Here is a 12,050-nt window from a genome sequence, read left to right as displayed (position 1 = left end):
GTTGGCAATGGGCGAACGAATTGCTGCTTCTCAACGCACACGCCCAATTGACGCGCTCGGCTTCCGGCCTGCAAGGCAGGCGATTGCTGCACGCCGGGCAGCGCGAATATTTCAGTCTCACCTACGTCAAAGACGATATGGCAAGCGTGGCGCCGCTCGGCACCGAGGCGGAGGAGCGATGCGCGCGCACGCTCGCTTGGTGGCGCGCGTGGGCGCGCCAATGCCGGTTCGAGGGACGCGAGCGCGATGCGGTCATACGCAGTGCGATAACGCTCAAGCTGCTAAACTCGTGTCTATCCGGTGCGCTGATTGCGGCAGCCACTACGTCGCTGCCGGAGACGCTCGGCGGCAGCCGCAATTGGGACTACCGCTATTGCTGGATGCGCGATGCCGGGCTGACAATGAGCGCCTTCATTGGCCTTGGCTTTCACGGCGAGGGGCAGGCCTATCTCGATTGGCTGCTGCATGCGACGCGGCTCAGTTGGCCGCGTCTGAATGTTCTGTACGATATTTATGGCCGTACCCAGCTTCGCGAGCAGCAGCTCGACCACCTCGGCGGCTATCGCCGGTCGCGCCCGGTGCGGGTCGGAAACAACGCCAGCGATCAATTGCAGCTCGATGCCTACGGACAGGTGATCCTGGCGGCGGACGTGTTTGCCGGCGCCGGGCACGAACTTGACGCAACCGAGCAGCGCATGCTGCGCGGCTTCGGTAAGACCGTGTGCGAGATCTGGCGCGAGCCGGACAATGGCATCTGGGAAATACCCGACCCGCGCCGGCAGTACACGCTGTCGAAAGTGCTGTGCTGGGTTGCGCTCGACCGACTGCTCGCGCTCGACAGGCGCGGCCTGCTCAGGCTCGGCCGGCTGGCCGAGCAATTCCGCCGCCAGCGCGACGCCATCGGACGCTGCATTGAAGTACGCGGCTTCAATGCCTCAATCGACAGCTACACGAGCGAACTCGATGGGCGCGAGGTTGACGCAAGCCTGCTGCTGATGGCGTGTGTCGGCTACAAAAATGCATGGGAGCCGCGCATGATCTCGACCTATCGACGCGTTCACGAGGAGTTGGGGCGCGGAGACCTGCTGTATCGCTATCGCCCTGGCACCGACGGCTTGCCCGACGAGGAGGGGGCGTTCGGTATCTGCGGTTTTTTGGCCGTCGATCATCTCGCCGAGCGCGGCGAGATCGAAGACGCCGAGCATTATTTCGATCGCCTTGTCGGATATGCCAATGATGTCGGCCTGTTCAGTGAGGAACTCGATCCGCAAAACGGGCGTGCGCTCGGCAATTTCCCACAAGCTTTCACGCACGTCGGCTTGCTCTATGCGGCGCTCTCGCTGCAGAAGGCGCGCCGCCAGCGAGCAACCGAGAGGCAATCGGCCTGATGTCCGGCTCGCTCCTGCACCTGATGCTCTGGGGCTTGATCGCGACGGTGGCAATGACGTCGATCCTTGAGGGCAGTCGTGGGCTCGGCTTTTCCCGGCTCAGCCTGCCGTTTTTGCTCGGCACATTCTTCACAGGTCAGCGAAGGTGGGCGGTAATTACCGGATTTGCGATCTACACGATCGGCGGCTGGCTGTTCGCCTTTGTTTATTTTTGGCTGTTTGAAAGCGTCGGCATTTTCACGTGGTGGTTCGGCGGCTTGGCAGGGCTCGTGCACGGGATTTTTCTGCTGGTGGCCGCGCTACCGCTTCTGCCGCTCGTGCATCCGCATATGGCTTCCGAATATCATGGCGCCAGCACAACGCGTCAGCTGGAGCCACCGGGATTTCTCGCCATGAACTACGGCTATCACACACCGCTGAGTACGCTTTTGGGGCAGACCGTTTACGGCGTGACGCTGGGCGGATTTATGCAACTTCAGCAGGCCATGTTCCACTGAAAATCTGAAGTTGCGGGCTGCGAGGTTCCGTCTGGCATTCGTTCGATCAAACGGGCGTCTACTATCGATTTATCCGGGGGCAGCTCTCCCCCCAAGCCCTGGCCGGACCTTTTGGGCTGTTACAAACAGGCGGCAGGGGCTGGGCGGCACACCTGCGATTGTGGTAAGTGCGAAGGATGTCTTCGATTCCCACGGGCTTTGAAGCATGATCGAGATTGCTCGTCAGGACCCAAAGAGCGGCGGCACGCGTGTCGCAAGGCAGCCGATTGCGCTCGCCGCCAGCGCCCTGATCCTCATTGTGCTCGGCGCGAGCGCGATGGCTCTGTGGCGAGCACATCCCAGTACGGCTCGCGAACAAGAGCCGCCCGTTGCCACCACCTCGTTGCAGGTCAACACGGCGCAAATTTCCGACGAACTGAATGAGAAGACCCGCGCGTTGGAAGTGACCCAGCAGGAGTCGATTGACCAATTGCAGACGCTTCAGGATCAGTTGCAGACCGCAAAGCAGCTGCTCGCCATGCAACAGGAAGATAGCAAGCGCTTGTCCGCCCAGGTATCGTCATTGACTGAGGCGATCGATAGTCTTCGGCAGAGTTTCGCGAGCGCCCGCGCTGCCGAAGCGTCCGCTCCATCCAGCCGCAAGCATTCGGTCCCGACCCGATCGGACTCGCCAAAGCTCGCCGATCGCAAGCGCGCAAATTGAGCAAACAGACGGGAACGCCTCCGGCCTGCCTGCTGCCAAGGCGTGACAACCGCCCCATCGCCGTCCCAACTTTTTGACGCCAAAGTGAGATGGATCACATTTGCTTTTCACAATCTGGCGCAACATGCCGTTCACCGGATGGCGCGAGCCGATTTGATGTCCGGTTTCGGCAAGGCCGTTAGCGTCATACTGCGCCGACGGCCTTGTGTTTTGGGCGGAGCTCAACTCGGCGTCCGAGACATCAGCGTCCGTGCGGGACTCGAGCCTGCTGACTTGCGCAGCGTTAGGGCCATTTCCGGGCCGGAACGATTTCCATCGGTGGTCATTGAACCGCGTGCTTGCGATGCAGGAGCTGGCCGATCGTGCGCAAATTGATCGCCTTTGACGATGACACGTTCGACAAGCTCAAGCAGCTCGCGCGCGACAGGATGGCGAATTTTCAGGAATTGGCGGATGAAGCCTTTGCTGATCTGCTCAAGAAGCATGGCGTGCCGGTCGACCTCCAAGACGCACTCAGAAAGAGCGCCGGAATTAGCAAGACACCCGTGAATCACGCCAGATCGAGGACATCGAGGAAAGGCCGATCATGAGCGATCCCGATCCGTTCGACGAGGGACAGCGCGCGGCTCGAAAGAACATTCCGGCCGAAGCCAATCCCTACCGCGACGGCACCGAGCAACATTCGCTCTGGATGGCTGGATATGAGAGCGTTGCGGGCCCGGCGGAAGCGGGCGAGTCCGAAGATAGCTGAATCCTGTTCAACCGATCTTCTTCAAGCCCTTTTTGAATCGCGGTCCGTTGGCGACGTAGAATCTTGCAGCGCCTCCCATCGCCGCCACCTGGGCTGGCTCGAGCGTACGGATCACCCGCGCCGGCGCCCCGATGATCAAGGAATGCTCGGGAAACTGTTTGCCTTCGGTGATCACCGCACCGGCACCGACGATGCTGCCGCGGCCAATTCTTGCGCCGTTCATGACGATCGAGCCCATCCCGACCAGCGCGCCGTCTTCCAGGGTGCACCCGTGCAGGATGACATTGTGGCCCACGGTGCAATTCTTTCCGATTGTCAGCGGGAAACCCAGATCGGTGTGACAGGTCGAATTGTCCTGCACGTTGGAATTTTCACCGATCTCGATCCACTCATTGTCGCCGCGCAAGACGGCGCCGAACCAGACGCTCGCTGAATGATGCAAGCGCACCTTGCCGATCACCGTGGCAGTATCGGCGATAAAGTAGTTCCCATCCGCCGGAAGTTGGGGCGCCTGCCCGTCAAGTTCGTAGATCGCCATTTCCAGAAGTCTCCTGTTTGCGGAGACTTTGGCATAGCCGGTTCACTCAGGCCAGCAGTCCGGCAGCGCGCAAGGTCATCAGGAAGAACGTGCCCGACATCATGCTCCAGAACCCAGCCAGGATGGTTGCCATCATCACGAACTCGAAACGGCGGCGCTCGATCCGCGCGCCGCGGAGCGTGTTACGCATAATGATGAACGGCGCGGCGAATACCAGGAAAGCAACAGCCGCGAAACTCCTTGGCGCGACTCCATCCTGCAGCAGGCCGAAGCCCGCCTGCTGCTGCAGTAGCGCCTGATATCCGCTGGTCAGGGCGCCGGCGAGCGCAAAGCCGATGCAAAGCGAGAACAGGGAATTCAACGCATCAGGAGACATAGCAAAAGCTTCCGCTACACGGCCAATCTCCATTGCTTCGCAAAATCGCGCGGCCGCCGCCACATCATCCTTAAGGAAGGGTTAACGGCAATTGCCGCCCCGGTCGGCGGCGCATGGCTTGCGATCCCGCTCAGCCCGCGAAATCGCGCGACAAGTCGCTCCCGCATGGCATATTCGCCTGTGATTCGGCCCGCCGCTCCCTAAACCCATATTGCATCGCTCATGACATCGTTTTCGATTGCCCAGCACCATACGCGCGGTTCACGTGGGCGTTCGCGTGGTCACATCGTTCCCATCACCGTGGCAGGCGCGCTGGCCGTGGGCGCGGTTGCACTCATCGCGTACTTGCTCTGGCCGACCTGGACTCCGGAAGACCCCAGCGCATCGGCACTGCTGCCGGTCAGCGTCGGAGGTACGCTGTTCAATGTGCCGACGGCCGCGGTTCGCATGAAAATCCAGCGCCACTCGGGCCCGCAGGAGCGCGTCGATCTCAGCTTCAATTTCCCTTCGCTTGAACCTCCCGGCGCACCGAAACATTTGAGCGGCGATGCGGCGGCCGAACCTCTGCCGCCCATCGACCGCATCTTCTTGTCGATCACCGCGCACCACGACGCGATGGCGCCAGATATGCGGGTGCGTACGATCTATCCGCGGTATCTCGAAGACCAATCACGTCCCGGTCCCGATGGGCTGACGATCCAGGCGTTTCGCGAGGGCACGCCCTACAGCCGGGAAGATTTGTTCTTTGCGAGTGAACCGAACCTCGCGGCCCGCTGCAGCCGCGATGCTGCCACAGCTGGAATGTGCCTGAGCGAGCGACGTCTCGCCGGTGCCGATCTTACGTTTCGATTTCCACGGAGCTGGCTTGTAAGGTGGCGCGAAGTGGCCGGTGCGATGGACCGGTTGGCGACGCAATTGCACGGCCCGCGCGAGTGACCGTTATTCCGCCTGATCTGCCGCTCACGGGACAACAACGCCGATCAGACAGGTAACTCTCCTCAGCCCTGCTCGACGAGATCGTCCTCTAGGATAGCCATCTGGAACTGGAATGAACGGTCGTCGTCTTCATCATCGACGAACAGCACGCCGATGAACTCCTCTCCAATATAGACCTCAGCTGAATCATCTTTCTTCGGCCGCGGCACCACACGGATTTTCGGATTGCCAAACAGACGCTTGAGATAGGCGTCGAGCTTCCTGACTTCCTGAACGTCCACAACAGTCTCCAATAGGATTCGAGGTTTCGAGAGGGTTTAGGACGAGACGAAGCGAACCGCCAGTCCAACTTGCATAAATGTCCGCGCCATTCCGACGAGTTCTTGCAGCCCGCGCTTCGATTGCATGGCGCCAAACCCGATCAACGCCACGGCCGGCGCGAAAGCCTCACAGCCCGACGGCGTTGAGCATCTGGTCCATGGTGCGCGATGGTTCGGCGCAGCCGGCCTCGCCCACGATCCTGGCGGGAACGCCCGCCACTGTCACATTGTGCGGCACTGGCTTCACCACCACCGAACCGGCGGCAATGCGGGCGCAATGGCCCACTTCGATGTTGCCGAGAATCTTAGCGCCCGCTCCAATCAATACACCGCGGCGGATCTTGGGATGCCGGTCCTCGTTTTCCTTGCCGGTGCCACCGAGCGTGACACCATGCAGGATCGAGACGTCATCCTCAATGACAGCCGTTTCACCGCACACAAAACCGGTGGCGTGGTCAAGGAAGATACCGCGGCCGATCCGGGCGGCGGGATTGATGTCGGTTTGAAATACCGCCGAGGAGCGGCTCTGAAGGTAATAGGCAAAATCCTTGCGAGATTTGCGATAGAGCCAGTGCGCGAGACGATGGGTCTGCAGCGCATGAAAACCTTTGAAATAGAGTAGCGGATCGATGAACCGCGATGTCGCGGGATCGCGGTCGTATACCGCTACTAGGTCAGCCCGGAACGCATTCCCCAAATCCGGTTCGTCCCGCAGCGCCTCATCATAGGTCTGGCGTATCAAGTCGCCTGATAGCGCCGAATGGTCCAGACGTTCCGCGATGCGATGAACTATCGAGTCCTCCAGGCAGTCGTGATGCAGCACGACTGAGTAGATAAAGGACGCCAACTCCGGCTCGCGACGAACGATGTCTTCCGCCTCCGTGCGGACGCGATCCCAGATCGGATCGAGCGCGGCAAGCTTTGCGCCCTGCGTATTGATCTGATGCTTTGACATGTGCTGCTCTCGCATTCTCAACTTCCGATCGATTGTAGCACGAACGGCCGACGGCTGTCCCGCCCTGGCAAAACTTTTGATCCCGGCTTTACCGAAACACGAAACCTAAAATATTGAAGTGACACATATTTCCAGGAGCGACGGGCGCCCTCTTCCGCAACAGCATTGGCTCCAATTGGTCGGGAATTCCGGGATTTCAAGCGGGCCTTTCAACTATTGGTGGATTTCCGTACAGTGCGCTGGCCCGGCATGGTGATCAAAGTCAGTCCGGAGGACGGAGCATCACTACGGATATATTGCGCACGCGCGCGGCGGAGCCAGCCTGGGCGTGGACATCTGCCGTCGCCATCCCCGTGATGCTGCTCGCGCCGGCACTGTGGAACGGGTATCCGTTGCTTCAATGGGATACTGGCGGCTATCTGGCCCGCTGGTACGAGGGTTATCTCGTCCCCAGCCGCTCCACTGTGTTCGGCCTTTATCTTCATTTCGGCGAGGGCTCGAGTTTTTGGCTCGATCTCGGCATTCAGGCGTTGGCCACGCTTTGGCTCCTGCAGCTGACGCTCCGGGTGTTCGGCATTGTCGGGCCGTTGCGGACGTTGGGGTTGGCTCTCGCATTGGTCGTTACCACCGCGCTGCCGTGGCTCGCCAGCATGCTGCTGACGGATATCTTTGCAGGACTGTCGATCCTCTCGTTGTTTCTTCTCGTTCTTCACGACGACAAGCTTTCGAGACTCGAAAGATTCTCGCTGTTTGTGTTTACCGCCTTTGCCGCCGCGACCCACAGCGCCACGCTCGCCGTGCTGCTCGGGCTCTGCTGCACTGGCTGGCTGGCGCGGCCATTTTTGAACGGACGGATTGCGATCGTGCCGCTGGCGCGCGGGACCCTGACGGCGGTTGCTGGTGCCGGAATGCTGCTGGCGGCCAATTTCGCCCTGTCCGGCGAACTGGCCTGGACGCCCGGAGGTTATGGCGTCGCATTCGGCCGGATGCTGCAGGATGGCATCGTTACGCGCTACCTCAGAGATCATTGTCCACAAGCCAAACTCAAGCTCTGTCCCTATCGCGACCAGCTCCCCGCCACCGCTGATGAATTTCTGTGGGGCAAGAGCATGTTCAACACGCTCGGTCGTTTCAACGGTTTGAATGACGAAATGGGTTTCATCACGCTGCATTCCCTCGCCGAATATCCGCTGTGGCAGGCGGAGGCAGCGATCATGGCCACCGGAATTCAACTCATTAGCGTCGGCACCGGAGAAGGCACCAACGGCTGGATTCCCCACACCTACGGCATCATCGAGCATTACATCCCGGCGCAGGTGAAGGCGATGCGCGCGGCGCATCAGCAGCATTGGGACCTCAATTTCACTGTCATCAATTGGCTGCATATTCCGGTCGCGCTGGCGTCGATGCTGCTGGCTTTCGGCATATTCGCGAATTCAATTTGGCGGCGTCGCATCGACGATGTTGCGTTGCTGGCCGGTACCGTCTCGTTGGCGCTGCTCGGCAATGCATTTGTCTGCGGGGTGTTATCCGGACCTCATGATCGCTACGGCGCACGCATGGTGTGGGTGGCAACTTTTACCGTGCTGATCGCCGGCCTCCGGTATTTCGCGTCGCGCGATAAAGCGTCCGGCCACTTAATTGCGTCCTGACAAGAATTCCACCACGCCTGATTTGTAGACCTTGTCGCCGACGGCGCGCATATGGTCGCGTTTCGGAATATCGAGAACCTCGGAGCCTGCAATGATTTTGCCGAGCGCTTGCGCTGAGCCCGCGATCACATCTTCCGTGCCGACCGCGATCAACACCGGCACCTTGATTTCGGCCGCCTCCTCTTCTGTCATCAGCCGCCGCGAGCCGCGCAGGCAGGCTGCGAGTGCGCGGCGGTCCGAGCGAGTCTGGTCGGCGAAGGCGCGAAAGGTGCGCCCGACCGGATCGGTTACGTCGTCCAGCGATGATGCCTCGAGCGCCTCGGCGACGTTTTCGCCGGGCCCGCCGCCTTTGATCAGGCCAATTCCGATGCCGCCCAAAATCGCCGACCGCAACCGCTGCGGTTGGCTGCGTGCGAGCCACGCCGTCATGCGCGAACCCAGCGAATATCCCATGATATCGGCACGCTCGATGCCAAGATGATCCATCAGGGCGGTCACATCGCCGGCCATGGTAGGAATATGATAGAGCTCCGGATCATAGAGCTTGCTGGACTCGCCGTGGCCGCGATTGTCGAGCGCGATCACGCGCCGGCCGTTTCGTTTCAATTCCGAAACCCAGCTCGGATAGACCCAGTTCACCTGCTTGGTCGAGGCAAAGCCGTGCACGAGCACGATCGGTTCTCCCTCGCCCTCGTCGAGATAGGCGATCTCAACCTTGTCGTTGTGAAAACTCGACATCATGCATTCCGCTGGTTTTGGATTTGATTGAAAGCTGGCGGGGGATCGCTAGCCGGTTACGCCGGCGGTGGCCATCGCGCCCTCCGGCGAGACCGCCGACGCGATCTGGTTTCGCAGCCGTCGCGCTTTCTTGCGATCGAGCCAAGACTGGGTCACGCGCTCGGTGGTGGTCTTGATCGACGAGAGCAGCCCGAACAGCGCCAGCAGAGCACCCATTATCCACATCGTGAGGTCGAAGGCCCCGACCGCCAGCAGCAGCGCGCCCCGGCCCAGCAGTTTGAGGATCGCGCGGGTTTTGCCACCGCTGGCTTCGGCCAGCCGCGCGGCGCGCGCCAGGTCTTTCGGATTTTCGGCCACGCGCAACGTGTCCTGCGCGGCGCGAATACCCGCCTTCTCGCCGACGCGTCCAACATCTTTTGCAGCACGAAACAGAGCGCCCGCCTTCTCGGTGCGGAAAGCGGCCCGTATCGCACCGATGGTCTGACCGGGCCTCAGCACCGAACCGGTGGCGACCGCGTTCTGCAGCATCGGTGCATCCACCACTTCCCGCGCCGAGCGGCCAGCCCATTCCGTGAGCCGCTCGCCGAGGCGGCCGACCTTGCGGGCGTCCTTCACCAGCGTCAGCCCGGCGCGGGCCGGAGCGATCGCACCGAGCGAAACATAGGTGGCCGCCGTCACTGCGAGACCCGCCGCGGCGAGACCCAGTATCAGCCGATCGGTGTCCTCGCCCATCACCAGGTGCTTGCCTTCCCGCACCACATCCCTGATATCGCCGAACACAAAGAGATCGCCGGCGACGGTGCCCGACAGGCTGGCAACGTCCTCGGTATTTCCGGTCACGAGCCCGGCTGCAAAACTCCTGGCGAAATGAGAGGAGGAGTTTTGTTCCGCGATGGCATCCGCCACGCGCCTCGTCAATTCATCGCTCAGGCGAATGTCTTTGGCCATCGCGAGTTCGACAAAACTACCCGCGAGATCGGCGTCGTTGGCCGCAAGCGCGGCTTCGATATTCTCCGCGATCACCGCCGGATCATTCCGCACAAGAGAATCCACCGCGAGGTCGCTCAGTTCGGCGGGATCGTCCTGCGCTGCCAGAACCACGGCAGCATCGCGGGCATGCGTCCACACGAGCGCGCACGTCAACGCGCACAGCACCACGCCGGACAAACCCAAACCGATCCGCAGCCGTTTCATCCCGAAAACCCCATGTTTTCGCCTGGCTTGAAATGGTGCGCCGTTTTTTAAACACAACGGCTCCGACGAAAGAAGGGATAGGCCAGACGAAAGAAGGGCTTCTCTGTGACGACAAGATTGTGTCGAATTTGCATGAGCAAACGACCGATCGGGGCACTAGGAATCAACTGTATCGGCCAGTATGGTGCGCAGCTTCCGATGCTGCTGCGGCGTGTTGAGTGAGTGCTGCTCCATTGCCACGCAAGGTGAATACAGATGTCCGACCATGTTGTTCCGCACTTCCACAACGATGCAGGCGTTGCGGTGATCGAAATCGGCTCGCACGAGTTCATGTGCGTGGGCGCCAATCCGCCTTTCGATCACCCGCATGTCTTCCTGGACCTCGGTAACGACAACGAAATCATCTGTCCGTACTGCTCGACGCTTTTTCGTTTCGCCGCTGACCTCAAACCCGGCGAGGCCCGCCCGCCCGAATGCGTCGTAGAGGACAAGGCAGCCTGATCTAGCGGTGGCCGCGTCGCGCACCATCTTCGTTGCTGGTGCCGGAATCGGAGGATTGACGGCTTCGCTGGCGCTGGCGGCACGGGGATTTCGCGTCGTCGTTCTGGAGAAGGCCGAGCGCCTCGAGGAAATCGGGGCCGGCGTCCAGTTGTCGCCCAATGCCAGCCGCGTGCTGGTTGCGCTCGGATTGCAGTCGCGGCTTGCGGCCCGCGCGGTCAACGCCGATACAATCAGCCTGATGAGCGTGCAGAGCAACGGCGAAGTCGCCCGCTTGCCGCTCGGGCAATCCACTGCCGGTTGCGACAGCGCGCCGTACTGGGTCGTGCACCGCGCCGATCTGCAGGCGGCGCTGCAAGCCGAGGTCAAAGAGCATCACGACATCGAGTTGCGGCTTGGCTGCCAATTCGAGGACGTGGCCGCGCATGCCAAGGGCCTGACTGTCGTTCAACGCAATGGCATGAGGCGCCAGCAGGATCTGGCGCTGGCCTTGATCGGCGCCGACGGAATCTGGTCCGCCGTCCGGCATCATCTGTTTCCCGAACTCCAACCGCAATTCTCCGGGCTGATCGCGTGGCGCGGAACGCTCGATGCCACCCAGTTGCCGCGCGAATATGCCTCGCGCGGGGTCCAGGTGTGGATGGGCCCGAACGCGCATCTGGTCGCCTATCCGATTTCCGGCGCGCGCCAGATCAACATCGTGGCCGTGGTGCCGGGGACCTGGAATCGGCCGGGGTGGAGCGCGGTTGGCGACGGCAATGAACTCCGGAGCGCACTCGCCTCGCCGAAGTGGCCTTCTGCTGCCCGGATGATGATTACCGCGGTGGACGACTGGCGAAGGTTCGCGCTGTTTACGGTTCCCGATTCCGGCGAATGGACTCAGGGCGCGATCGCGTTGCTGGGCGACTCGGCGCACGCCATGTTGCCTTTCGCCGCTCAAGGCGCGGGCATGGCGATCGAGGATGCTGCGGTGCTGGCTAGATGTCTCGCCGAAGCGCAGTCCGACGGCGGACCAGCGATTTCCGCCGCACTGGAGCGCTACGCCCGCGAGCGTCGTCCGCGGGTGGCGCGGGTTCAACGCACGGCAAAGCGCAACGGAATGATCTATCATCTCAGCGGTCCGGCGGCTTTGGCGCGCGATGTCGCGATCAAGGCGATCGGCGGAAGCCGGCTGGTCGCGCGCCAGGCTTGGATCTACAACTGGCGGCCGTAAGCAGCATCGCATCATGGGTAGGGGCCCATCGCATCGGTGTGAGATATGTTGCTCATACGGCGGGCTCCCCTCCGCTGGTCGTCCCTGCGAAAGCAGGGACCCATAACCACCGGCTCGCATTATTTGGAAGAACAGAGCAACGAACATCGTCTTCCATCATCTCCGTCACGGCGTATGGGTCCCTGCTTCCGCAGGGACGACGCTGATGGAGTTGGCGCGTCACGCCGTTTCCCCATTGCGGGCGAGCGAAGCTCGCTTTTTCTTATCCCTCCCACTTGTGGGGAGGGTGGC

15 protein-coding genes are annotated in these 12,050 nt (G+C 61.5%); 9 read left to right on the top strand and 6 right to left on the bottom strand.

Annotated elements, in window-relative coordinates; genetic code table 11:
* The 5 genes from VJV58_RS03135 to VJV58_RS03115 form a co-directional block, all read left to right on the top strand.
* A partial coding sequence (locus VJV58_RS03135; RefSeq protein WP_324135883.1) for a glycoside hydrolase family 15 protein occupies positions 1–1,388 on the top strand: 1,388 nt, incomplete at its 5' end.
* The gene (locus tag VJV58_RS03130) at positions 1,388–1,885 is read left to right on the top strand and encodes a hypothetical protein (protein ID WP_324135882.1); all 498 of its coding nucleotides are present in this window, start codon (positions 1,388–1,390) and stop codon (positions 1,883–1,885) included. The genes VJV58_RS03135 and VJV58_RS03130, both read left to right, overlap by 1 nt.
* 205 nt (positions 1,886–2,090) lie before the next feature.
* On the top strand, positions 2,091–2,588 hold the full coding sequence (locus VJV58_RS03125) for a hypothetical protein (protein WP_324135881.1): 498 nt from the start codon (positions 2,091–2,093) through the stop codon (positions 2,586–2,588).
* A gap of 362 nt (positions 2,589–2,950) precedes the next feature.
* A complete protein-coding gene (locus VJV58_RS03120; RefSeq protein WP_324135880.1) occupies positions 2,951–3,178 on the top strand; it encodes a hypothetical protein in 228 nt (75 codons plus the stop codon).
* Positions 3,175–3,339: a ribosome modulation factor gene (locus tag VJV58_RS03115; RefSeq protein ID WP_324135879.1), complete on the top strand. Its 165-nt coding sequence runs from the start codon at positions 3,175–3,177 to the stop codon at positions 3,337–3,339. The genes VJV58_RS03120 and VJV58_RS03115 overlap by 4 nt, the downstream gene beginning before the upstream one ends.
* Before the next feature lie 7 nt (positions 3,340–3,346).
* Here VJV58_RS03115 and VJV58_RS03110 read toward each other — a convergent pair whose 3' ends face one another.
* Both VJV58_RS03110 and VJV58_RS03105 read right to left on the bottom strand, forming a co-directional pair.
* A complete protein-coding gene (locus VJV58_RS03110) occupies positions 3,347–3,877 on the bottom strand; it encodes a gamma carbonic anhydrase family protein (RefSeq protein WP_324135877.1) in 531 nt (176 codons plus the stop codon).
* A gap of 46 nt (positions 3,878–3,923) precedes the next feature.
* Positions 3,924–4,253 (bottom strand): DUF6949 family protein, encoded by a 330-nt coding sequence (locus VJV58_RS03105; RefSeq protein ID WP_324135876.1) that lies wholly within the window; start codon positions 4,251–4,253, stop codon positions 3,924–3,926.
* Positions 4,254–4,475: 222 nt separating this feature from the next.
* Between VJV58_RS03105 and VJV58_RS03100 the strand changes: the two genes are divergently transcribed.
* Positions 4,476–5,189 (top strand): hypothetical protein, encoded by a 714-nt coding sequence (locus VJV58_RS03100; protein ID WP_324135875.1) that lies wholly within the window; start codon positions 4,476–4,478, stop codon positions 5,187–5,189.
* Between the two features lie 62 nt (positions 5,190–5,251).
* Here VJV58_RS03100 and VJV58_RS03095 read toward each other — a convergent pair whose 3' ends face one another.
* Together VJV58_RS03095 and cysE are read right to left on the bottom strand one after the other, a co-directional pair.
* Complete coding sequence (locus VJV58_RS03095; RefSeq protein WP_079543740.1) at positions 5,252–5,470, bottom strand: DUF3126 family protein; 219 nt, start codon at positions 5,468–5,470, stop codon at positions 5,252–5,254.
* Between the two features lie 166 nt (positions 5,471–5,636).
* Positions 5,637–6,464, bottom strand: a complete 828-nt coding sequence (gene cysE / locus VJV58_RS03090) for a serine O-acetyltransferase (protein WP_324135874.1) — start codon at positions 6,462–6,464, stop codon at positions 5,637–5,639.
* A gap of 239 nt (positions 6,465–6,703) precedes the next feature.
* Here cysE and VJV58_RS03085 point away from each other — a divergent pair, with 239 nt between their 5' ends.
* On the top strand, positions 6,704–8,116 hold the full coding sequence (locus tag VJV58_RS03085; RefSeq protein ID WP_414641386.1) for a hypothetical protein: 1,413 nt from the start codon (positions 6,704–6,706) through the stop codon (positions 8,114–8,116).
* Here VJV58_RS03085 and VJV58_RS03080 read toward each other — a convergent pair.
* Together VJV58_RS03080 and VJV58_RS03075 are read right to left on the bottom strand one after the other, a co-directional pair.
* Positions 8,102–8,854, bottom strand: coding sequence for an alpha/beta hydrolase (locus VJV58_RS03080; protein WP_324135873.1), 753 nt, complete (start codon positions 8,852–8,854; stop codon positions 8,102–8,104). The genes VJV58_RS03085 and VJV58_RS03080 overlap by 15 nt on opposite strands.
* A 48-nt stretch (positions 8,855–8,902) precedes the next feature.
* The gene (locus VJV58_RS03075) at positions 8,903–10,048 is read right to left on the bottom strand and encodes a hypothetical protein (RefSeq protein WP_324135872.1); all 1,146 of its coding nucleotides are present in this window, start codon (positions 10,046–10,048) and stop codon (positions 8,903–8,905) included.
* Positions 10,049–10,303: 255 nt separating this feature from the next.
* Here VJV58_RS03075 and VJV58_RS03070 point away from each other — a divergent pair, with 255 nt between their 5' ends.
* Together VJV58_RS03070 and VJV58_RS03065 are read left to right on the top strand one after the other, a co-directional pair.
* Entirely contained in the window at positions 10,304–10,549 is a 246-nt protein-coding gene (locus VJV58_RS03070; protein ID WP_324135870.1) for a zinc-finger domain-containing protein, read from the top strand.
* A 7-nt stretch (positions 10,550–10,556) separates the two neighbouring features.
* On the top strand, positions 10,557–11,759 hold the full coding sequence (locus VJV58_RS03065) for an FAD-dependent monooxygenase (RefSeq protein ID WP_324135869.1): 1,203 nt from the start codon (positions 10,557–10,559) through the stop codon (positions 11,757–11,759).
* Positions 11,760–12,050: the final 291 nt, after the last annotated feature.

Source organism: Bradyrhizobium sp., assembly GCF_035273305.1.
In the GTDB taxonomy this organism is placed as follows: Bacteria; Pseudomonadota; Alphaproteobacteria; order Rhizobiales; family Xanthobacteraceae; genus Bradyrhizobium.
The sequence above is the reverse complement of the archived record's forward strand: the minus strand, read 5'-3'. Positions and strand labels throughout refer to the sequence as shown.

What these genes read in the sequence shown, in the direction of transcription:
- VJV58_RS03070 (WP_324135870.1), top strand. Translation starts at nt 10,304, where the DNA reads ATGTCCGACCATGTTGTTCCGCACTTCCACAACGATGCAGGCGTTGCG.
- cysE (WP_324135874.1), bottom strand. Translation starts at nt 6,464, where the DNA reads ATGTCAAAGCATCAGATCAATACGCAGGGCGCAAAGCTTGCCGCGCTC.
- VJV58_RS03080 (WP_324135873.1), bottom strand. Translation starts at nt 8,854, where the DNA reads ATGTCGAGTTTTCACAACGACAAGGTTGAGATCGCCTATCTCGACGAG.
- VJV58_RS03100 (WP_324135875.1), top strand. Translation starts at nt 4,476, where the DNA reads ATGACATCGTTTTCGATTGCCCAGCACCATACGCGCGGTTCACGTGGG.
- VJV58_RS03110 (WP_324135877.1), bottom strand. Translation starts at nt 3,877, where the DNA reads ATGGCGATCTACGAACTTGACGGGCAGGCGCCCCAACTTCCGGCGGAT.
- VJV58_RS03075 (WP_324135872.1), bottom strand. Translation starts at nt 10,048, where the DNA reads ATGAAACGGCTGCGGATCGGTTTGGGTTTGTCCGGCGTGGTGCTGTGC.
- VJV58_RS03115 (WP_324135879.1), top strand. Translation starts at nt 3,175, where the DNA reads ATGAGCGATCCCGATCCGTTCGACGAGGGACAGCGCGCGGCTCGAAAG.
- VJV58_RS03130 (WP_324135882.1), top strand. Translation starts at nt 1,388, where the DNA reads ATGTCCGGCTCGCTCCTGCACCTGATGCTCTGGGGCTTGATCGCGACG.
- VJV58_RS03125 (WP_324135881.1), top strand. Translation starts at nt 2,091, where the DNA reads ATGATCGAGATTGCTCGTCAGGACCCAAAGAGCGGCGGCACGCGTGTC.
- VJV58_RS03105 (WP_324135876.1), bottom strand. Translation starts at nt 4,253, where the DNA reads ATGTCTCCTGATGCGTTGAATTCCCTGTTCTCGCTTTGCATCGGCTTT.